The sequence below is a fragment of the Serinicoccus chungangensis genome, from assembly GCF_006337125.1.
Lineage (GTDB): Bacteria > Actinomycetota > Actinomycetes > Actinomycetales > Dermatophilaceae > Ornithinicoccus > Ornithinicoccus chungangensis.
Genome location: NZ_CP040887.1, coordinates 3,107,444 through 3,127,906, shown reverse-complemented (window position 1 = coordinate 3,127,906; position 20,463 = coordinate 3,107,444). Strand labels below are relative to the sequence as shown.

The 20,463-nt window shown below is 74.0% G+C and carries 16 protein-coding genes and 1 pseudogene; 9 read left to right on the top strand and 8 right to left on the bottom strand.

Annotation, left to right across the window (positions count from 1 at the left end):
• Positions 1-118: 118 nt before the first annotated feature.
• Complete coding sequence (locus tag FHD63_RS14245; RefSeq protein ID WP_158296801.1) at positions 119-631, top strand: NUDIX hydrolase; 513 nt, start codon at positions 119-121, stop codon at positions 629-631.
• A 227-nt stretch (positions 632-858) separates the two neighbouring features.
• Here FHD63_RS14245 and FHD63_RS14240 read toward each other — a convergent pair whose 3' ends face one another.
• From FHD63_RS14240 to FHD63_RS14215, 6 genes are all read right to left on the bottom strand, one after another.
• Entirely contained in the window at positions 859-1,848 is a 990-nt protein-coding gene (locus FHD63_RS14240) for an NAD(P)H-quinone oxidoreductase (RefSeq protein WP_139722608.1), read from the bottom strand.
• Positions 1,849-1,901: 53 nt separating this feature from the next.
• A complete protein-coding gene (gene mraY, locus FHD63_RS14235) occupies positions 1,902-3,014 on the bottom strand; it encodes a phospho-N-acetylmuramoyl-pentapeptide-transferase (protein ID WP_139722607.1) in 1,113 nt (370 codons plus the stop codon).
• Positions 3,015-3,155: 141 nt separating this feature from the next.
• On the bottom strand, positions 3,156-4,457 hold the full coding sequence (locus FHD63_RS14230) for a NupC/NupG family nucleoside CNT transporter (protein WP_139722606.1): 1,302 nt from the start codon (positions 4,455-4,457) through the stop codon (positions 3,156-3,158).
• 114 nt (positions 4,458-4,571) lie between these two features.
• The gene (locus tag FHD63_RS14225) at positions 4,572-5,336 is read right to left on the bottom strand and encodes an IclR family transcriptional regulator (RefSeq protein WP_139722605.1); all 765 of its coding nucleotides are present in this window, start codon (positions 5,334-5,336) and stop codon (positions 4,572-4,574) included.
• A gap of 78 nt (positions 5,337-5,414) precedes the next feature.
• Positions 5,415-6,725 carry a glycoside hydrolase family 3 N-terminal domain-containing protein gene (locus FHD63_RS14220; RefSeq protein ID WP_139722604.1) on the bottom strand — a complete coding sequence of 437 codons (1,311 nt, stop codon included), beginning with the start codon at positions 6,723-6,725 and terminating at the stop codon, positions 5,415-5,417.
• An 85-nt stretch (positions 6,726-6,810) separates the two neighbouring features.
• Positions 6,811-9,336: a glycogen/starch/alpha-glucan phosphorylase gene (locus FHD63_RS14215; RefSeq protein ID WP_238705683.1), complete on the bottom strand. Its 2,526-nt coding sequence runs from the start codon at positions 9,334-9,336 to the stop codon at positions 6,811-6,813.
• Between the two features lie 129 nt (positions 9,337-9,465).
• Here FHD63_RS14215 and FHD63_RS14210 point away from each other — a divergent pair, with 129 nt between their 5' ends.
• The gene (locus FHD63_RS14210) at positions 9,466-10,485 is read left to right on the top strand and encodes an NADP-dependent oxidoreductase (protein ID WP_139722602.1); all 1,020 of its coding nucleotides are present in this window, start codon (positions 9,466-9,468) and stop codon (positions 10,483-10,485) included.
• A 51-nt stretch (positions 10,486-10,536) separates the two neighbouring features.
• On the opposite strand, the gene FHD63_RS14205 is transcribed toward FHD63_RS14210, so the two are convergent.
• Entirely contained in the window at positions 10,537-11,172 is a 636-nt protein-coding gene (locus FHD63_RS14205) for an ASCH domain-containing protein (protein WP_238705682.1), read from the bottom strand.
• A 25-nt stretch (positions 11,173-11,197) separates the two neighbouring features.
• Between FHD63_RS14205 and FHD63_RS14200 the strand changes: the two genes are divergently transcribed.
• The 5 genes and pseudogenes from FHD63_RS14200 to FHD63_RS14180 all read left to right on the top strand — a co-directional run bounded on the left by FHD63_RS14200 (position 11,198) and on the right by FHD63_RS14180 (position 17,172).
• On the top strand, positions 11,198-11,935 hold the full coding sequence (locus tag FHD63_RS14200; protein WP_139722600.1) for a glutamine amidotransferase: 738 nt from the start codon (positions 11,198-11,200) through the stop codon (positions 11,933-11,935).
• 176 nt (positions 11,936-12,111) lie between these two features.
• Positions 12,112-13,718, top strand: a pseudogene (hutH, locus tag FHD63_RS14195) (histidine ammonia-lyase).
• Positions 13,719-13,748: 30 nt separating this feature from the next.
• Positions 13,749-15,407 (top strand): urocanate hydratase, encoded by a 1,659-nt coding sequence (hutU, locus tag FHD63_RS14190; RefSeq protein WP_139722599.1) that lies wholly within the window; start codon positions 13,749-13,751, stop codon positions 15,405-15,407.
• Entirely contained in the window at positions 15,407-16,723 is a 1,317-nt protein-coding gene (locus FHD63_RS14185) for a YjiH family protein (RefSeq protein WP_139722598.1), read from the top strand. Before hutU ends, FHD63_RS14185 begins: the two co-directional genes overlap by 1 nt.
• Positions 16,724-16,746: 23 nt before the next feature.
• On the top strand, positions 16,747-17,172 hold the full coding sequence (locus tag FHD63_RS14180; protein WP_139722597.1) for a PPOX class F420-dependent oxidoreductase: 426 nt from the start codon (positions 16,747-16,749) through the stop codon (positions 17,170-17,172).
• Here the strand turns inward: FHD63_RS14180 and FHD63_RS14175 are convergent.
• Positions 17,162-17,638: an aminoacyl-tRNA deacylase gene (locus FHD63_RS14175; RefSeq protein ID WP_139722596.1), complete on the bottom strand. Its 477-nt coding sequence runs from the start codon at positions 17,636-17,638 to the stop codon at positions 17,162-17,164. The genes FHD63_RS14180 and FHD63_RS14175 overlap by 11 nt on opposite strands.
• 88 nt (positions 17,639-17,726) lie before the next feature.
• On the opposite strand from FHD63_RS14175, the gene FHD63_RS14170 reads away from it, so the two are divergent.
• Both FHD63_RS14170 and FHD63_RS14165 read left to right on the top strand, forming a co-directional pair.
• Positions 17,727-18,980: an allantoate amidohydrolase gene (locus tag FHD63_RS14170; protein ID WP_275100596.1), complete on the top strand. Its 1,254-nt coding sequence runs from the start codon at positions 17,727-17,729 to the stop codon at positions 18,978-18,980.
• The gene (locus tag FHD63_RS14165) at positions 18,977-20,395 is read left to right on the top strand and encodes a formimidoylglutamate deiminase (RefSeq protein WP_139722595.1); all 1,419 of its coding nucleotides are present in this window, start codon (positions 18,977-18,979) and stop codon (positions 20,393-20,395) included. The genes FHD63_RS14170 and FHD63_RS14165 overlap by 4 nt, the downstream gene beginning before the upstream one ends.
• Positions 20,396-20,463 lie beyond the last annotated feature (68 nt).

Sequence of the window (20,463 nt, the reverse complement as noted above, 5' to 3'; positions counted from 1 at the left end):
TAGCTTTCTGGGGAACGGGTCCCAGAACGCCATGTCCAGAACGGCAGGTGGGTGGCCGTGCTCCCCAGGAACCGAGGTCCAGAACGGCGGGCGGGCGGCCGTGTGGTTGGCTGACCGGATGGACCTCTCGACCTTGCGACGCAAGCTGAGCACGGCCGCGCTGGTCGGCTTCCGGGTCACGCCCGGGCCGCTCAAGCGGCTCGCCGTGCGGACGGTCGCGCCCAGCTACACGGTCGGGGCGGTCTGCGTCGTCGAGCACGGCGGGGAGATCCTCGTGCTGTGGCAGCCGCACCGCCGCGGGTGGAGCCTGCCGGGCGGGCTGCTCGGGCGGGGCGAGGAGCCGGCCGACGCGGTGCGGCGCGAGGTGGCCGAGGAGGTCGGGCTCGACATCGACCCCGGCGACCCGGTGACCGTGCGGGTCGACGCGCTGGAGCAGGGGGTGGACGTCGTCTTCCGGGTCCTCCTCGACGAGCGCCCCGACCTCGACCTGGCCACCGAGGCCCGCAAGGCCCGGTGGACCCGGCGCAGCGAGCTGGGCGCGGCCGACCGGGACACCCGGGGCATCCTCGCCGCCCTGGACCGGGCGGGTATGCCGGCGCGGCCGGGGCGGCTGCTCGACGCGCAGGAGTAGGCCCGGCTGGGGCAGCGCGACCCCGCTCGCCGTGAGGGGTGGCTGTGCACGCTTCTGCAGCCGAGACGGAGGGAAGACCCTGCGCACCGGCTGCACACCCGTGCACAGGTTCCGTTCCGGTGCACCGGCTGCATACCGGTGTACAGGTTGCCTATCCGTGCACAGGCTCCGTTGCGGGTGCCCAGGTCAGGGCCCGGTATGCCCGGCCCGCTCGAGGTCCCCGGCCCTCAGCCCGCGACGGTGAGCAGGATCTTGCCGATGTGCTGGCTGGCCTCCATCTCGCGGTGGGCGGCGGCGGCCTCCTCCAGCGGGTGGCGGGACTGGACGAGCGGGCGCACGCGGCCCTGGGCGACCCAGGGCCACACGTGCTCGCGCACGGCGGCCACGATCTCGGCCTTGTCCTCGAGCGACCGGGAGCGCAGCGAGGTGGCCTGGACGCGGCCGCGCTTGGCCAGGAGGGCGCCCAGGTCGAGCTCGCCGGTCCGGCCACCGAGCAGGCCGATGACCACGAGGCGCCCGTCCCGGGCGAGGGCACGGACGTTGTCCGCGAGGTACTTCGCGCCCACCACGTCGAGGATGACGTCGGCACCCCGGCCGTCGGTCGCGGCCTTGACCTCCTCGACGAAGTCCTGCTCGCGGTAGTTGACCAGGACGTCGGCGCCGAGATCGCGACAGGCCGCGAGCTTGTCCGCCGACCCGGCGGTCACCGCCACGTGGGCGCCGAGGGCCTTGGCCACCTGGATGGCCATCGTCCCGATGCCGCTCGAGCCGCCGTGCAGCAGCACGGTCTCGCCCTCGCCCAGCCCGGCCTCCATCACCAGGTTGCTCCAGACCGTGCACGCCACCTCGGGCAGTGCGGCGGCGTCCTCGAGCGGTATGCCGTCGGGCACCGGCAGCAGCTGGCCGACCGGGACGGCGACGGTCTCGGCATACCCCCCGCCGGCGAGCAGGGCGCACACCTCGTCGCCGACCGACCAGCCCGCGTCCTCGGTGCCCTCGCCGAGGGCGCCGATCCGGCCGCTGACCTCGAGGCCGGGCAGCTCGGAGGCTCCGGGCGGGGGCGGGTAGGCGCCCTTGCGCTGCATGACGTCCGCCCGGTTGACGCCGGCGGCGACGACGTCGACGAGCACCTCGCCCGGGCCGGCGGTGGGGGTGGGGACGTCGGCGGGGACCAGGGCGTCGGCCTCACCGGGCTCGGGGATCGTGATCGCTCGCATGGCCCCAACGTAACGGGCGGCAGGACGTGTCGTCGGACGGGCCGCCCGGCGCCTCAGAGCGTGACGACCCACTCGGCGTAGAACAGCCCCAGCCCGGCGGCGACGCAGATCCCGGCGATGATCCAGAAGCGGATGACGATGGTGATCTCCGCCCACCCCAGCAGCTCGAAGTGGTGGTGCAGCGGGGCCATGCGGAAGACCCGCCGTCCGGTCGTCTTGAAGCTGATGACCTGGATGATCACCGAGGCCGTGATGATGACGAAGAGCCCGCCGAGGACCACGAGGAGCAGCTGGGTGTGGGTGAGGATGGCCATGCCGGCCAGGGCCGCACCCAGGGAGAGCGAGCCGGTGTCGCCCATGATGATGGCCGCGGGCGAGGCGTTCCACCACAGGAACCCGGCGCAGGCCCCGGAGATCGAGGCGGCGACGACCGCGAGGTCCAGCGCGTTGCTGATCGAGTAGCAGTTGGACCCCGGCGCGATGCCGCAGCCCTGGTTGTGCTGCCACATCGCGATGACGACGTAGGCGCCGAAGACCATCGTCGAGGCACCGGTCGCGAGACCGTCCAGGCCGTCGGTGATGTTGACCCCGTTGGACGCCCCGGTGATGAGCAGGTTCGACCACAGGAGGAAGAGGACGAGCCCGACGAGCGGGCCGGCGAAGGCGAGGTCGAGCGGGGTGTCGCGGACGAAGGAGATCGCGGTCGAGGCCGGGGAGCGGCCCTCCTCGTCGGTGACGAGCAGCGCGGCGAGCGCGAAGACCACCGTCACCAGGGTCTGGCCGACGAGCTTCTGGCCCGAGGTGAGCCCGAGGCTGCGCTCCTTGCGGATCTTGGTGTAGTCGTCGAAGAAGCCGATGACGCCCAGCCCGGTCAGCAGGAAGAGCACGAGCAGGGCGTTGATCGAGAGGCGGGTGGCGGTGACGTCGAGCATCCCCGTGAGGTCGAGGAGCAGGACGCCGGCGTGCGACCCGAAGTAGCCCAGCAGGGCCGCCCCGATGATGACGGCGCCGCCCATGGTGGGCTTGCCCCGCTTGACGTGGTGGTGGGTCAGGTCGTCCCGGATGAACTGGCCGTAGCTGCGCCGGACGAGGAAGCGGATGAACAGCGGCGTGCACAGGAGCGCGACGAGCATCGCGAGCCCGCCGGCGAGCATGACGTTGACCATCGAGTCCCTTCCTGCCCGCTCCCGCCGGCCCGGTCGGGCCGTGGGCGACCCAGCCGGACCACTCTAGACCCGCGGCGACCGCCCGGCCGGGGTGTCGGGCCGCGCGTCGCCGGGCCGGCCGACGTCCCCGGTCGAGGACCGCTAGCCGATGAGGATGCCGGCGATCGCGGCGCTCATGAGGTTGGCCAGGGTGGCGGCGAGGATGGCCCGGATGCCCAGCTGCGCGATCTCGTGCCGACGGTCCTTGATGAGGCCGCCCAGCCCGCCGAGCAGGATGCCCAGCGAGCCGAGGTTGGCGAAACCGGTGAGGGCGAAGGTGACGATCGCCGCCGTCTTGGGGCTGAACTCGTCGATGACCGGCGCGAAGTTGGAGAAGGCCACGAACTCGTTGACGACGACCTTCTGCCCGACGAAGCTCCCGGCGCTGGTGGCCTCGCTCCACGGGACCCCGATGACGGTCATGATCGGGGCGAAGACGTAGCCGAGGATCTGCTCGAAGGTGATGTCGGGCTGCCCGAACCACCCCCCGACCGTGCCGATGAGCAGGTTGACCAGGGCGATGAGAGAGATGAACGCCAGCAGCATGGCGCCGATGTTGAGCGCGAGCTTGAGCCCGTCCGCGGCGCCCGAGGCGGCGGCGTCGATGACGTTGCGGTACTCCATCCCCTCGAGCTCGTCGTCGTCCTCGTCATCCTCGGCCGCCGCCGCGCCCGCGTCGTCGCTCTCGTCCCCGGCCGTCGTCGCGTCCGTGTCGTTCTCCTCCTCCTCCGGGGGCACGTCGTCGGCCTCCTCCGGCAGCACCAGCTTGGCCATGAGCAGCGCGCCGGGTGCCGCCATGAAGGAGGCGGCGATGAGGTACTCCAGCGGCGCGCCGAGGAGGGAGTAGCCGACGAGCACCGACCCGGCCACGGTCGACAGGCCACCCACCATGACGGCGAAGAGCCCGGACGTCGTCAGGCCGCGCAGGTAGGGGCGGATGACCAGGGGTGCCTCGGTCTGGCCGACGAAGATGTTGGCCGCCGCGTTGACCGACTCGGCCTTGCGGGTGCCCAGCGCCCAGCCGAGCGCCGAGCCCAGGCGCTCGACGACGAACTGCAGGATCTTGAAGTGGTAGAGCACCGCGGTCAGCGAGGCGAAGAAGATGATGACCGGCAGCACCTGGAAGGCGAAGACCGAGCCGGCGTCCTCGCCCTGCGGCAGCACCGGGCCGAAGAGGAACTCGATGCCGGCGTTGGCGGAGTTGATGACCGCCTGCACGCCCAGCGACACCTGCTCCAGCGCGCGCTGCCCCCAGGACCAGTAGAGGACGAGGACACCGAAGACGACCTGGATGGTCAGCGCCGCCAGCACGGTGCGCCACCGCACCGCCCGTCGGTTCGTCGAGAGCAGCAGGGCCAGCCCGATGAGCGCTGCCATGCCGCCGATGCCCCAGAGCACATCCATGCTGGACCTCCCGGTATGCGTCGTCGCAGGTGTGCGGCGACCGTACCGCGCCCGGAGGGGCAGGGACGACGCGGCGGGGCCGGTGCTCCGGGATCCGAGAGGCGGGCGCCGCCGTCAGGGGCCGCGGTGGCCCAGGCGGTCGGAGAGCTCGCGGGTGCAGGCGCAGACCTGTCGGACCAGGCCGGGGACGTCCACGTCGTCCTGGGCCGGGTAGGTCACCGCGACCCCGGCGACCGGGTGGCCGGAGTGGTCCAGCACCGCCGAGGCGACCGACGCCAGACCGGGGGTGACCAGGCCGTCCTCCACGGCATACCCCCGGGCCCGGGTCGCCGCGAGCTCACGGCGCAGCTCGGGCAGCGCGCGCGGGCCGGTGCCGTGGCGCTGCACGAAGGACCCCCGGGAGGGGTAGAGCGCGCGGACCTGCGCCGGCGGGAGGGCGGCGAGGATCGCCAGGCCGCTGGCGGTGAGCGTCGCGGGGAGGCGCACGCCGACCTCGGTGACCAGCGAGGGCCGCCCGGCCACCCGCTCCTCGACGACGTAGAGCACGTCCGCGCCGTGCAGCACCGCGAGGTGCGCGTTGTGGCCGGCGGCGTCGGCGAGCCGGGTCAGGCGCGGCCGAGCGAGGCGCTGCAGCGGCGCCTGCCGGGTGTAGGCCGACCCCAGCTCGAAGGCCGCGACCCCCAGCCCGTAGCGCTGCTCCTCGGGCAGGTGCACGGCGAACCCCTGCTCGACGAGGACGGCGAGCAGGTGGTAGGTCGAGGAGCGCGGCAGCCCCAGCTCGCGGGCGACGGTCGCCGCCGCGACCGGGGTCGCGTGCCGGGCGAGGAGGGTGAGGATCGCCAGCGCGTGCCCGGCGGCGGGGGCGTTGCCGGTGGCCATGCTCCCGACCCTATGCCCGCTCCCGGGCCCCGCCTCGCCGCACCGGACGTGCGTCGGTGCCCACCGGACGGGGCAGGGTCAGCGGCCGGAGGGGTCGCAGTCGGCGAGACCGCCGCCGTCGCCGAGGGTGGCCTTGAGGGCCAGCACCCGCGCCGCCTTCGTCTCGACCGACGCGGCGACGGCGGGGTCCTGCTCGACCAGGGCCAGGGTGGCCTCGACCATGGCGGTATGGATCGCGGGGTCGCCGTTGATGACGACGTCACCGCCGGCGTGCAGGAAGCGGGTGGCGCGCTCACCGGGCGGGACCGCCTGCACCTGTGCCGCGACGCCCAGGTCGTCCGAGACCACCACCCCGTCGTAGCCCAGGTCACCGCGCAGCATCTCCTCGACGACCACGGGGGAGAAGGCCGCCGGGACGCCGGGGTCGATCCGGTCGTAGACCGCGGTGGCCACCATGACCGAGGAGGCGCCGGCGTCCACGACCTCGGCGAACGCCGACAGCTCGGGGTCGTCGCGGCTGGTGTCGACGTCGACGACGCCGGCCGCGAGGTCGGTGTTGCCCTCGACCCGCCCCAGCCCGGGGAAGTGCTTCACGCTCGTGCCCACCCCGGCCCGTTCCATGCCCGCGACGAAGGCCGAGGCCGGGGGCACCACGGTCCGGGCGTCCGGGCCGTACTGCCGGCCCAGCACCCCGACCGGCTCGTTGCGACCGTGGAACTCCGGCGGCACCACTCCCGCGACCGGCGCGAGGTCCAGGTCGACCCCGGCGGCCCGCAGCTGCCCGCCCCACACCTCGGCCCGGCGGGACAGCTCGTCCACGGGCAGCCGGGCCTGCTGCACGGCCGACGGCATCCGCTCGAAGCCGGGGCCCCGCAGGCGCTGCACCTGGCCGCCCTCCTGGTCGACGGCCACGAGCAGGTCCACCCCGTCCGGCTGGTCGTCCACGGCGCGCAGGGCGTCGGTGAGGGCGCGCACCCCGTCGACGCCGGCCTGCGTGTCACCCAGCAGCAGGGCGTGGCCCGTCCCCGTGCTGGCCAGCACCTCGGCGACCTGCGGGGTCACGCCCGACTCCGTGCTCACGCCCAGCATGAAGAGCTGCCCCACCTGCTCGGCCGTCGTGAGGTCCTGCGCGAGGGCCTCGCAGGACCCCGGCGCGGGGTCGCTCGGGGTCGGCGCGGCCACCGGCTCGTCGGAGGAGCTCGCGGCGGCGTCCTCGCCCGGCCCCGTCGACGCGGGTGCGGAACCCGACTGGTCCTCCGGCGCGGAGGTGCCCGGTGCCGTCGTCGCCGAGCCCTCCGGCGCGGCGCTGCTCTGCTGCGCGTCGGGGGTCCCCGGGGCGGGGGCCCGGTCGCTGCACGCGCCGGCGACCAGCGCCGCGGACGCCGCCACGACGACGGCAACAGGACTCAGCCCGCGTCCGCTACGGGTAGGCCTGCCCCGGCAGGGGTGTGGTGCTGCTCGCCGTGCGGCGATGTCACTCGCTCCCGGGCGCCCAGATGCGGTCGAGGTAGTCCCGCATCGAGCGGTCGGAGGAGAAGAAGCCGCAGCGGGCCACGTTGAGGATCGTCGAGCGGCTCCACCCCTCGGGGTCGGCGTAGGCCCGCTCGACGCGGTCCTGGGCCCCGAGGTAGGCGTCGAACCCGGCGAGCGCCATGAACGGGTCGTGGTTGAGCAGGTTGTCGAGGACCGCCGACACCGCGCCCGGGTCGCCGCCGGTGAAGTGGCCGCTGCCGATGAGGTCGATGGTCGCCTTGAGCACCGGGTCGCCCTCGTAGTAGGCGCTGGGGACGTAGCCGCGCTGGCGCAGCTCCTCCACCTCGGGCTCGGTCATGCCGAAGAGGAAGAAGTGGTCCTCGCCCACGAGGTCGAGGATCTCGACGTTGGCGCCGTCCAGGGTGCCGATGGTGAGGGCGCCGTTGAGCGCGAACTTCATGTTGCCCGTGCCCGAGGCCTCCTTGCCGGCCAGCGAGATCTGCTCGGACAGGTCGGCGGCCGGGATGACCTTCTCGGCGAGGGTGACGTTGTAGTTGGCCGGGAAGAGCACCTGCAGCCGGCCGTCCATGACCGGGTCGGTGTTGACCTTGGCGGCGACGGCGTTGATGAGGTAGATGATCTCCTTGGCCATGTGGTAGCCGGGGGCGGCCTTGGCGCCGAAGAGCACGGTGCGCGGCGTGACCTGCTCGACCGGGGTGCGCCCGGAGAGGACCCCCTCGTAGACCGACACGACGTGCAGCAGCTTGAGGGTCTGCCGCTTGTACTCGTGCAGCCGCTTGACCATGACGTCGAGCAGGTGGTCCTGGCGCAGCTCGACGCCGTCGCGCACCCGCAGCAGGTCACCCAGGCGCGCCTTGTTGGCGGCCTTGACCTCCCGGAACCGCTGCCGGAACTCGGGGTCGTCGGCATACGGCTCCAGCTCGCGCAGCCGGTCCAGGTCGGTGACCCAGCCGTCGCCGATCGTGTCGGTGATGAGCGAGGAGAGCTTGCGGTTGGCCAGCCGCAGGAAGCGGCGGGGGGTGATGCCGTTGGTGACGTTGGTGAACTTCTCCGGCCACATCGCGTTGAAGTCGGGCAGGACGTCGTCCCGCAGCAGCTGGCTGTGCAGCTCGGCGACCCCGTTGACCTTCGCGCCCGCGACGGTCGCGAGGTAGGCCATGCGCACCGCCCGCTGCGGCTGCTCGGCGATGATCGACATCCGGCGGATCCGGCCCTCGTCACCCGGGAAGGCCTCGCGCACCTCGAGCAGGAACTCCTCGTTGATGCGGTAGATGATCTCCAGGTGGCGCGGCAGCAGCCGGCCCAGGAGCTCGACCGGCCACACCTCGAGCGCCTCCGGCAGGAGGGTGTGGCAGGTGTAGGCGAAGCACTGCCGGGTGATGCCCCACGCCTCGTCCCAGTCGAAGCCCTTCTCGTCGACGAGGATGCGCATGAGCTCGGGCACCGCGATGACCGGGTGGGTGTCGTTGAGCTGGAAGATGATCCGCTCGGGCAGCCGGTGCAGGTCGAAGTCGCGGGGCAGGGTGTTCTCGATGAAGTCGCGCAGCGAGCACGCCACGAAGAAGTACTGCTGCTGCAGCCGCAGCTCCTTGCCCTGCGGGGTGGAGTCGTCGGGGTAGAGCACCTTGGAGATGTTCTCCGCGAAGATCTCGGCGCGGGAGGCCTGCGCGTAGTCGCCCCGGTTGAAGGTCTGCAGGTCGAAGGCCTGGTTGGCCTCGGCGCTCCACAGCCTCAGGGTGTTGACGACGCCGTTGCGGAAGCCGGGCACCATGTAGTGGTAGGGCACGCCGCGGACCTGCCAGGACGGGGTCCAGCGGGTGCGCTCCCGGCCCTGCTCGTCGGCAGACGTCTCGGTGTGCCCGGCGAAGCCGACCTGCACGGCGCGCTCGGGGTGCGGGAACTCCCACGGGCTGCCCAGCCGCAGCCAGCTGTCCGGCTCCTCGACCTGGCGGTGGTCGACGAAGGTCTGCCGGAAGATGCCGTACTCGTAGCGGATGCCGTAGCCGATGCAGGCGACGTCCATCGTGGCGAGCGAGTCGACGAAGCAGGCGGCCAGGCGCCCGAGGCCGCCGTTGCCGAGGCCGGGCTCGACCTCCTGGCCGCGGACGGCCGCCATGTCGATCCCGCAGCGCTCCATCGCCTGGTCCGCGATGTCCTGCAGGTCGCTGGCCAGCAGGTTGTTGCCGAGCTGACGCCCCAGGAGGTACTCCGCCGACAGGTAGCCGACGACCTTGGTCTCCTCCTTGCGGCGGCGGTGGCCGGTCTCCAGCCACGAGGCCATGAGGTAGGAGCGGACGGTCCGCGCCAGCGCGAGGTACTGGTCGTTGATCGTCGACTGCGACAGCTTGACGCCCTGGCCGAAGTTGAGCTGGTCGAGGAACTCCCGCACGAAGCCGTCGACGGTGGCCGGGGGAGAGGTCACCGGGCCGGTCGCGAGCTCGTGCGTGGCCTCGAAGCTCGGGCCCCGCCGGTTGGCGTCGGCGGACGGGCTCTCGTCGGTGATCACAGGCTGTGGATGCGTGGAGGTCACGAGTCGTAAGAGTAGGGCCTAGGTGACGCCACGGCATACCTCGCGCCACGTCGGCGTTGCCCGCAGGACACCGCACGACGACCCCTGCACCGGAGGTACCCACCCGTGACCCCTACCGACCAGCCCCGTCCCGCCCGCGAGGTCCGCCTCGTCGCCCGCCCGCACGGCTGGCCCGAGCCGTCCGACTTCGAGCTCGCCACCAGCGAGCTGCCCGAGCTCGGCGACGGGCAGATCCGGGTCCGCAACGAGCTGCTGTCGGTCGACCCCTACATGCGCGGCCGGATGAACGACACGCGGTCCTACGTCCCGCCCTTCCAGCTGGGCCGGGCGATGGAGGGCGGCGCCGTCGGCGTCGTCCAGGAGTCCCGCGCCGACGGGTATGCCGTGGGGGACCACGTGCTGCACCAGCTCGGCTGGCGCGAGGAGGCGGTCGTGGACGCCGCGGCGGCGCGCGTCGTCGACACCGGGGCGGCGCCCGCCTCGGCCTACCTCGGGGTGCTCGGGATGACCGGGCTCACCGCCTACGCCGGGCTGACGCGGGTGGCGCAGCTGCGCGAGGGGGACATCGTCTTCGTCTCCGGGGCCGCCGGTGCCGTCGGGAGCGTGGCCGGCCAGATCGCCAGGTCCCTCGGCGCCGGCCGGGTCATCGGGAGCGCCGGCTCCCAGGAGAAGGTGGACCACCTGGTCGACGACCTCGGCTTCGACGCCGCCTTCACCTACAAGGACGGCGACGTGGCCGCGCAGCTCGCCGAGCACGCGCCCGACGGGATCGACGTCTACTTCGACAACGTCGGGGGCGACCACCTGGAGGCCGCGGTGGGGGCCCTGCGCCAGGGCGGGCGGATCGCCATCTGCGGCGCGATCTCGGGCTACAACGACACCGAGCCCGCCCCGGGGCCGCGCAACCTCGCCCGGCTCATCCAGGTGCGGGGCACGATGACCGGCTTCCTGGTCGCCGACCACCAGGACCTGGCGGGCGAGTACGCCGCACGGGCCGCCGGGTGGCTGTCCGCGGGGCAGCTGGAGTCGCGCGAGACCGTCGTCGACGGCATCGAGCACGCGGTCGACGCCTTCCTCGGCCTCCTGCGCGGGGACAACACCGGCAAGATGCTCGTCCGCGTCTGACCCGGGCCGGGCAGCTCCCGGTCCGGCCCGCGGTCGTCGCCTGGCGGCGCCTCAGGTATGCCGTCGCGCGGCCCTGCGGGCGGCGGCCGGGACGAGCACCTCGAACCGCTCGAGCACCACGAGGGTGTCGTCGTCGACCGGCTCGCCGTGCGGCGCGGTGGCGGCGAACGCCTCGCGGTGGACGGCCCGCCACTGCTCGACGGTCCGGTCGCCCTCGCCCTCCAGGCGGGCGTGCTCCTCGGTCACGTCCGCGAAGCGGCACACCTCGACGTCGGTGATCCGCACCAGCGCCCGCGGCTGGCCGGCGCCGTCGAGGATGATGGACAGCAGGCCCGGCTCGGGCAGGGCCAGGTCGAGGTCGACCCCGGTGCGGGTGAGGGTGTCGCCGGGGGCGTCGTCGGTGGGCCCGGCCGCCCTCCGGCGGGCCTCCTCCTCGTAGTCGCGGTAGGCGCTCGCGGTCGCGGTCTTGCGGCCGTCGAGGACCAGCTCGAGCAGCCGGTCCGCGGTGGCCGGGTCGTCCTCGTCGCCGAAGCTCCACGCCGGGGGCGGGAGGGTGTCGCTCACCTGCGCCCCGGCATACACCTCGATGCGGTTGAGCTTGCCGCGGATGCGCGCGTCGGCCCAGAACGCCGCGATCGCGCGGTCGCGCTGGCCCGGCTGCTGGTCGGTCGGTGTCGGCTCGTCCACGCCACCCACCCTAGGCTCTGCGGGTGTGAGGCCCTTCCTGCTGCTCGGCACGCGCGCCGAGGACGACGCCGCGGACGACGAGTACGCCGGCTTCCTGCGCTACGCCGGGCTGACCGAGGCCCAGCTGCACCGGGTCCGCGTGGAGGCGGCGCCGCTGCCGACGGTCGACCTCGGCGCCTACAGCGGGTTCGTCCTGGGCGGCAGCCCGTTCAACGCCTCCGACGAGCACAAGGGGCAGGTGCAGCAGCGGGTCGAGCGCGACCTCGCGGGCCTGGTCCGCCGCGTCGTCGAGGCGGACGTGCCGTTCCTCGGGGCCTGCTACGGCATCGGCGTGCTGGGGCTGGCCTGCGGCGGGACCGTCGACCGCAGGTACGGCGAGGCGCCCGCCGCGGTGGAGATCTCGCTCACCGAGCAGGGCCGGGCCGACCCGCTGCTGGCCGGTCTGCCGGACCCCTTCCACGCGATCGTCGGCCACAAGGAGGCCTGCGCCGTGCTGCCGCCCGGTGCCGAGCTGCTCGCGTCCTCGGCGGGCTGCCCGACGCAGATGTTCCGGATGGGCCGCCACGTCTACGCCACGCAGTTCCACCCCGAGCTGGACGCGGAGTCGCTGGAGCGTCGGCTGCACATCTACGCCGGTCACGGCTACTGCGAGCCGGAGGAGGTCGCTCCCATCGTGGCCCAGGCCAGGTCCGTCGACCTCGGGCACGTCCGCAGCCTGCTGCCCGCCTTCGTCGAGCGCTTCGGGCGTCCTACCGCGACCTGAGCAGAGAAAGGTCCTCGAGGCAGGGGTTGCGCCACCTGCGTCGGGCGTCCTTCTCTGCTCAGGCTCCCTCGGGGGTGGGCCGGCGTGGCCTGAGGGGACCCTGGAGTCCGGGATCTGAGACACCGAGCGGCTGCGACCTGGTGACGCGGCGGGCCCGCGACGGTCCAATGGTCTGCATGAGCCGCCTTCCCGAACCTGACAACCCGACCGAGGTGGTCGTCGGCGTCGGCCCGCTGTCGCCCACCGAGGTCGTCGCCGTCGCCCGGCACGGGGCTCGCGTCACGCTGTCCGACGAGGCGGCCGAGGGCATCACCGCGACCCGCCGCATCATCGAGGACCTCGCCGTCGACAGTCGCCCGCACTACGGGATCTCCACCGGCTTCGGGGCGCTGGCCACCACGAGCATCCCGCCGGAGAAGCGCGCCCGGCTGCAGCGCAGCCTGGTCCGCAGCCACGCCGCGGGCTCGGGCCCGGAGGTGGAGCGCGAGGTGACCCGCGCCCTCATGCTGCTGCGGCTGTCGACGCTGGCCACCGGCCGCACCGGGGTCCGGCTCGAGACCGCCCAGGCGTATGCCGCACTCCTCGACGCCGGCATCACCCCCGTCGTGCGCGAGCACGGCTCGCTCGGCTGCTCCGGCGACCTCGCACCGCTCGCCCACTGCGCGCTCGCCGTGCTCGGCGAGGGCATGGTGCGGGTCGGCGCGGCCGCGGGCGCGGACCACGCCACCTGGACGCAGACCCCCCAGGAGCTGCTCCCGGCCGGGGAGGCGCTGGCCCGTGCGGGCATCGCGCCGGTCGAGCTGGCCGAGAAGGAGGGGCTGGCCCTCATCAACGGCACCGACGGCATGCTCGGCATGCTCGTCCTCGCGCTGCACGACCTCGGCACCCTGCTCACCACCGCCGACGTCGCCGCCGCCATGAGCGTCGAGGGCCAGCTGGGGACCGACGACGTCTTCGCCGCCGACCTGCAGGCCCTGCGCCCCCACCCCGGCCAGGCGCGGTCGGCGGAGAACCTGCGCGCCCTCCTGGCCGGCAGCGCGATCCGGGAGTCCCACCGCACCGACGCGTGCACCCGCGTGCAGGACGCCTACTCCCTGCGCTGCTCGCCGCAGGTGCACGGCTCGGCCCGCGACACCTGCGGGTACGCCCGCACCGTCGCCGACCGTGAGCTCGCCGCCGCCATCGACAACCCGGTCGTCACCCTCGACGGGCGGGTGGAGTCCAACGGCAACTTCCACGGCGCCCCGGTGGCGCACGTGCTGGACTTCCTCGCGATCGTCGCGGCCGACGTCGCCGGGATCAGCGAGCGGCGCACCGACCGGTTCCTCGACGTGGCCCGCAGCCACGGGCTCCCGCCGTTCCTCGCCGACGACCCCGGCACCGACAGCGGGCTGATGATCGCGCAGTACACCCAGGCTGCGGTCGTCGCCGAGCTCAAGCGGCTCGCCGCCCCGGCGAGCGTGGACTCCATCCCGTCCTCGGCCATGCAGGAGGACCACGTGAGCATGGGGTGGGGAGCGGCCCGTGCCCTGCGCCGCAGCGTCGACGGGCTGGCCCGGGTCGTGGCCGTCGAGGTGCTCACCGCCGCCCGCGCGCTCGACCTGCGGGCCCCGCTCACCCCCCGCCCGCCACCGCCGCCGTCGTGGCGCTGCTGCGGGAGTCCGGCGTCGAGGGCCCCGGCCCCGACCGCCATCTCAGCCCCGAGATCGAGACCGTCGTCGACCTCGTGCTCGACGGCCGCGTCCGCGCCGCCGCGGAGCAGGTCACCGGGCTGCTCAGCTGACGGCATACCGACACGTCGAAGGAGACGACCATGGAAGGCGCCCGCCCCGTCCGCGCACCCCGCGGCACCCAGCTCACCGCCCGCTCCTGGGCCACCGAGGCCCCGCTGCGGATGCTCATGAACAACCTGGACCCCGAGGTCGCCGAGCGCCCGGACGACCTCGTCGTCTACGGCGGCACCGGTCGCGCCGCCCGTGACTGGCGCAGCTTCGACGCCATGGTCCGCACCCTCACCGACCTCCGCGAGGACGAGACCATGCTGGTCCAGTCCGGCCGGCCGGTCGGTGTCATGCAGACCCACGAGTGGGCGCCGCGGGTGCTCATCGCCAACTCCAACCTCGTGGGCGACTGGGCGACGTGGCCGGAGTTCCGGCGGCTCGAGAAGCTCGGGCTGACGATGTACGGCCAGATGACCGCCGGGTCGTGGATCTACATCGGCACCCAGGGCATCCTCCAGGGCACCTACGAGACCTTCGCGGCGGTCGCCGCCAAGAGGTTCGCGGGGTCGCTCGCCGGCACCCTCACCCTCACCGGCGGCTGCGGGGGCATGGGCGGCGCGCAGCCGCTCGCGGTGACCCTCAACGGCGGGGTGTGCCTGGTCGTGGATGTCGACGAGGCGCGGCTGCGGCGGCGGGTCCGGAGCCGCTACCTCGACGAGGTCGCCGACTCCCTCGACGCCGCGGTGGAGCGCGTGCTCGCGGCCAAGGGTGCTCGCGAGGCCGTCTCGGTGGGGGTCGTCGGCAACGCCGCCGAGGTCTTCCCCGAGCTGCTGCGCCGGGGCGTCGACATCGACGTGGTGACCGACCAGACCTCCGCCCACGACCCGCTGTCCTACCTGCCCACCGGTGTCGACCTCGCCGACTGGCACGAGCTCGCGGAGAAGAAGCCCGAGGAGTTCACCGACCGCGCGCAGGAGTCGATGGCCCGCCACGTCGAGGCGATGGTCGGCTTCCTGGACGCGGGCGCCGAGGTCTTCGACTACGGCAACTCCATCCGCGACGAGGCCCGGCAGGGCGGCTACGACCGGGCCTTCGACTTCCCGGGGTTCGTCCCCGCCTACATCCGGCCGCTCTTCTGCGAGGGCAAGGGGCCGTTCCGGTGGGCCGCGCTCTCCGGCGACCCGAAGGACATCGCCGCGACCGACCAGGCGGTGCTGGACCTCTTCCCCGACAACGACCACCTGCACACGTGGATCCGCGGCGCGCAGGACAGGGTCTCCTTCGAGGGGCTGCCGGCGCGGATCTGCTGGCTGGGCTACGGCGAGCGGGACCGGGCCGGGGTGCGCTTCAACGAGATGGTGGCCTCCGGCGAGGTCAGCGCCCCGCTGGTCATCGGCCGCGACCACTTGGACTGCGGCTCGGTGGCCAGCCCCTACCGCGAGACCGAGGCGATGGCCGACGGCTCCGACGCGATCGCCGACTGGCCGCTGCTCAACGCCATGGTCAACACCGCCTCCGGGGCGTCCTGGGTGTCCCTCCACCACGGCGGGGGCGTCGGCATCGGGCGCTCGCTGCACGCCGGCCAGGTGAGCGTGGCCGACGGCACCGACCTGGCCCGCCGCAAGCTCGAGCGGGTGCTCACCAACGACCCGGGCATGGGGGTCATCCGGCACGTCGACGCCGGCTACGACCGCGCCGACGAGGTCGCCGCCGAGCGCGGGGTGCGGGTGCCCATGCGGGAGGGGGAGTGATGACGGCCCGGACCGGGGGCGTCGCGCCCGAGCGGGCCCCGATGTGGAAGTTCTTCGTCTACTCCGCCGTCGGGGTCCTCATGTTCTTCGTGCCGGTCACCCTCGGGGGCCGGAGCACCATCCCGCTGGACCACGTGGTGTCCTGGCTGCGCGAGGCGGTCCCCGCCGTCCTGCCGTGGTACGCCCTCGCGCTCATCCTCGCCGGCGCCGTGCAGCCCTGGGTCACCGGCAGCTGGCGGCGCAGCACGACCGACCTCGTCTTCTCCGTGGCGCGGGTCGTCGGGCTCGTGGTCGGCGTCATGCTCGTGCTCGGTGTCGGCCCGGCCTGGCTCTTCGCCGACGGCATGGGCCCCTTCCTGCTGAACTCCCTCGTCATCCCGGTCGGGCTGCTGGTGCCGGTCGGGGCGATCTTCCTGGCGCTGCTCACCGGCTACGGCCTCATGGAGTTCATCGGCGTGCTGGCCCGACCGGTCATGCGCCCCGTCTTCCGCACGCCCGGGCGCTCGGCGATCGACGCGGTCGCCAGCTTCGTGGGGTCCTACTCCCTCGCCCTGCTCATCACGAACCGGGTCTACCTGGAGGGGAAGTACTCCCACCGCGAGGCGATGGTCATCGCCACCGGCTTCTCGACGGTCTCGGCGACCTTCATGATCGTCGTGGCGAACGCCCTGGACCTCATGCAGCACTGGTCGCTCTACTTCTGGTCCACCCTGCTCATCACCTTCGCGGTGACGGCCGTCACCGTCCGCATCCCGCCCCTGGGTCGGATGCCCGACGAGACGGCGCCCGGGGTCGAGGCGCGCCCCGAGCGCGATGTCGAGGGCAGCCGGCTCGCCGCCGCGTGGGGCGAGGCACGGCATACCGTCGCCGCGGACCCGGGCATCGGACGGGTGGTCGGCTCGACCTTCGTCGACGGGGTGAAGATGGCGATGGCCATCCTGCCGAGCATCCTGTCGATCGGGCTGCTGGGGCTGGTGCTCGCGGAGTACACCCCGCTCTTCGACTGGCTCGGCTACCTCTTCTACCCGATCACCTGGACGCTGCAGATCCCCGAGCCGCTGCTGGTCGCCAAGGCCGCCGCGCTGGGTGTCTCCGAGATGTTCCTGCCCGCCGCGCTCGTCACGGAGTCCGCGATGTCGGTGAAGTACGTCGTCGGCGTCGTCTGCGTCAGCCAGGTCATCTTCTTCTCCGCGATGGTCCCCTCGCTCGTCGGCACCCAGATCCCGGTCTCCATCCCGAAGCTGCTGCTCATCTGGTTCGAGCGGGTGGTGATCAGCCTGGTCCTGGCGATCCCGGTGGGGCTGCTGCTCTTCTAGCCGGGGCGGCGTAGGTTCGGGCCATGACGACTCCAGTGGTCCAGCGGCTCGGGGCCGAGCAGTTCATCCTGCTCACGACCTTCCGGCGCAGCGGCGAGGGCGTGCCCACGCCGGTCTGGGTGGTGCCGCTGAGCGACGGCGAGCGCATCGGCTTCTACACGACGACGGGCACCGGCAAGACCAAGCGGCTGCGCCACACCCCGCGGGTGCTCGTCCAGCCCTGCTCGCGCACCGGCACGCCGACCCCGGGCACCACGCCCGTCCAGGCGACCGCCGAGATGGTGCACGACGGGGCCGAGTTCGAGGAGGTGCAGGCGGCGGTGCGGGAGAAGTACGGCTGGCAGACCCGGGTGTTCCGCATCCTCGGCACGCTCGCGAGCCGCCGCAAGAAGCTGAGCTACGGCGACGCGGTCGTCCTCGTCCGGCCCGAGGGCGAGATCACCCGCTGACGTCGGTCACCTCGGCGACCTGGGCGTCGAGGGCCGCCAGCGCGGCCTCGGCCAGCACCGTCACGGCGACCCCGTGGGCGCCCGCCCCGAGCGAGATGCGCCGCTGCGGGTCGCCGACCAGCGAGGCGTCGGCGACGACCGGCCAGGCCGTCGTCGAGCCGAACGGCGTGATCGTGCCGCGCTCGTAGCCCGTCGCCTCCCGCGCGGTCTCCGCGTCCGGCATCGAGAGCCGGTTGACGCCCAGCAGGGAGCGCAGCCGCGGCCAGGAGATCTCGCGGTCGCCGGGCACGAGCACGAAGAGGTGGTCGCCCTCCCCGCGGCGCACGACCAGCGTCTTGACGATGTCGCGCGGCTCGACCCCTCGGGCCCGGGCCGCCTCCTCCAGGCTGCCGACCCGACCGTGCCGGGTCACGACATGCTCCAACCCGGCGGCCTCGACCGCGGCGACCGCACGCTCCTCGCTCATGGTCCCCAGGGTAGGCCGTCCGACATCTGAGACTCCAGGCTCGCGGCGGCACTGCCCCCCGCGAGCCCCCGCCCCTAGAGTCGGGCAGGTGAGCGACGCCGAGCACCTCCGGACCTTCGACCGCATGTGGGCCGACCTCGACCGGGTCGGTCGGGTGGGCGGCGGTGGCTACCGCCGCTTCGTCTGGACCCGGGAGGACGCGCAGCTGCGCGAGTGGTTCGCCGGGGAGGCGGCGACGCGCGGGCTGGACCTCGTCGAGGACCGCGTCGGCAACCAGTGGGCGTGGTGGTGGGACGGGCCCGGCAGCGTCGACGACGCCGCGCGCGCCGGCCGGCACGGGGTGGTGATCGGCTCCCACCTCGACTCGGTGCCCGACGGCGGCGCCTTCGACGGGCCGCTCGGGGTGGTCAGCTCCTTCGCCGCCCTGGACGCGCTGCGGGCCCAGGGCGTCGCCCCGGCCGTGCCGGTCGCCGTGGCGCACTTCGTCGACGAGGAGGGTGCCCGCTTCGGCATCGCCTGCGCCGGGTCCCGCGTCCTCACCGGGGCGCTGGACGCGGACCGCGCGCGGGCGCTGACCGACGCCGACGGCGTGACGTACGCCGAGGCCCTGTCGGCCGCCGGTCGGGACCCCGGGCGGCTCGGCCGGGACGAGGAGGCCCTCGCCCGGGTGGGCTGCTTCGTCGAGCTGCACGTCGAGCAGGGCCGGGCGCTCGTCGACCTCGGCGCCGCCGTCGCGGTCGCCAGCGACATCTGGCCGCACGGTCGGTGGCGCTTCGACTTCCCGGGGGAGGCCAACCACGCCGGCACGACACGGCTGGAGGACCGCCGGGACGCGATGCTCGGCTACGCCGACCTCGTCCTCGGCGCGCGCCGGGCCGCCGAGCGCCGTGGGTGCGTCGCGACCGTGGGCAAGGTCGCCGTCACCCCCGGCGGGGTCAACGCCATCCCCTCCCACGTCACCGGGTGGCTGGACGCCCGCGGTGCCGACGAGGCCGAGGTGGAGGCGCTCGTCGCCGACGTCACCCGTGGGGCGGGCGAGGCGGGCGCCACGGTGACCCGTGAGTCGTGGACCCCCACCACCCGCCTCGACGCCGACCTCGCGACCCGGCTGCGCGGGGTCCTCGGCCGCCACGACGAGCTGAGCGTGCCGGTGCTGGGCACCGGGGCGGGGCACGACGCCGGCATCCTCGCCGGGGCGGGCGTGCCCACCGCCATGCTCTTCGTCCGCAACCCCACCGGGGTGTCGCACAGCCCGGCCGAGCACGCCGAGCCCGACGACTGCCACGCGGGGGTCGACGCGCTGGCCGCGTGCGTGGCCGACCTCGTCGGGACGCCCTCATGAGTGCTCGCGCCGCCTTCCACGCCGCCGCCGCGCACCTGCCCGACGGAGTGCGCCGCGACGTCCGGCTCGTCGTGGAGTCGGGGCGCTTCGTCGAGGTGAGCGACGGCATACCTGCTGAGGAGGGTGACCACCGCCTGCCCGGCGTCGTCCTCCCGGGGTTCGCGAACGCCCACAGCCACGCCTTCCACCGTGCGCTGCGCGGGCGGACGCACGACGGCGGCGGGACGTTCTGGACGTGGCGCGAGCGGATGTATGCCGTGGCCGCGCGGCTCGACCCGGGGTCCTACCTCGCGCTGGCGCGGGCGGTCTACGCCGAGATGGCGCTGGCCGGGGTGACCGCGGTCGGTGAGTTCCACTACCTGCACCACGCGCCGGGCGGCCGGCGCTACATGGACCCCAACGCGATGGGGCACGCGCTGGTGCAGGCGGCGCAGGACGCGGGCATCCGGCTGACGCTGCTGGACACCTGCTACCTCGCCGGCGGCCTGGACGGCGCCGGCTACGCCGAGCTCGAGGGCACGCAGCTGCGCTTCGGCGACCTGGACGCGCAGACGTGGGCGCTGCGGGTCGAGGACGTGCGCGACCACACCGACGGCGGCCCGGCGCACCTGCGGGTGGGGGCGGCGATCCACTCGGTGCGGGCGGTGCCGCGCGGGCAGCTGGGCGTGGTGGCCGACTGGGCCCGAGCCGACCAGGGCGCCGGCGCCGCCGGTCGCCACCGGGCTGCGGTGGACGGGGGACCGGGCGGTGCTGGCGACCGGGCCGGGCGGCCGCTGCACCTGCACCTGTCCGAGCAGCCGGCCGAGAACGACGCCTGCCTCGCCGCCCACGGCCTCACCCCGACCGGGCTGCTCGAGGCCGAGGGGGTCCTCGGGCCCGACCTGACCGCCGTGCACGCCACCCACCTCACCGGGGCCGACGTCGCGCTCCTCGGTCGGCACCGGGCCTGGGCCTGCTTCTGCCCCACGACCGAGCGCGACCTCGCCGACGGCATCGGCCCGGCCCGGGCGCTGCGGGAGGCGGGGGCGCGGCTCTCGCTGGGGTCCGACCAGCACGCGGTCGTCGACCTCGTCGAGGAGGCGCGGGCCCTGGAGATGCACGAGCGGCTCGCGACCCTCGAGCGCGGCCGCCTCGGCCCGGCCGACCTGCTGGCCGCCGCCACCGCGCACGAGAGCATCGGGTGGCCCGACGCGGGACGCCTCGAGGTCGGCGCGCGGGCCGACCTCGTGGCCGTCCGCGACGACACCGTCCGGACCGCCGGCGCCGACCCCGGGCAGGTCCTGCTCGTGGCGGGCGCCGCCGACGTGGACACGGTGGTGGTGGACGGCGGCGTCGTCGTCGAGGGCGGTCGGCACCGCCTGGGCGACGTCGGACGACTCCTGGCCGACGCGATCACCCCCCTCTGGACCCCCTGACATGGCCCGCAGGCGTGGCCGGTGCGGACGTGAACGGCCAGGGACGACGACGACAGCGCAGCGACAGG

Coding starts and splice junctions, on each gene's coding strand:
- FHD63_RS14185 (WP_139722598.1), top strand. CDS start 15,407: ATGACGGCCCGGACCGGGGGCGTCGCGCCCGAGCGGGCCCCGATGTGG.
- FHD63_RS14230 (WP_139722606.1), bottom strand. CDS start 4,457: ATGGATGTGCTCTGGGGCATCGGCGGCATGGCAGCGCTCATCGGGCTG.
- FHD63_RS14180 (WP_139722597.1), top strand. CDS start 16,747: ATGACGACTCCAGTGGTCCAGCGGCTCGGGGCCGAGCAGTTCATCCTG.
- FHD63_RS14225 (WP_139722605.1), bottom strand. CDS start 5,336: ATGGCCACCGGCAACGCCCCCGCCGCCGGGCACGCGCTGGCGATCCTC.
- FHD63_RS14245 (WP_158296801.1), top strand. CDS start 119: ATGGACCTCTCGACCTTGCGACGCAAGCTGAGCACGGCCGCGCTGGTC.
- FHD63_RS14240 (WP_139722608.1), bottom strand. CDS start 1,848: ATGCGAGCGATCACGATCCCCGAGCCCGGTGAGGCCGACGCCCTGGTC.
- hutU (WP_139722599.1), top strand. CDS start 13,749: ATGGAAGGCGCCCGCCCCGTCCGCGCACCCCGCGGCACCCAGCTCACC.
- FHD63_RS14165 (WP_139722595.1), top strand. CDS start 18,977: ATGAGTGCTCGCGCCGCCTTCCACGCCGCCGCCGCGCACCTGCCCGAC.
- FHD63_RS14175 (WP_139722596.1), bottom strand. CDS start 17,638: ATGAGCGAGGAGCGTGCGGTCGCCGCGGTCGAGGCCGCCGGGTTGGAG.
- mraY (WP_139722607.1), bottom strand. CDS start 3,014: ATGGTCAACGTCATGCTCGCCGGCGGGCTCGCGATGCTCGTCGCGCTC.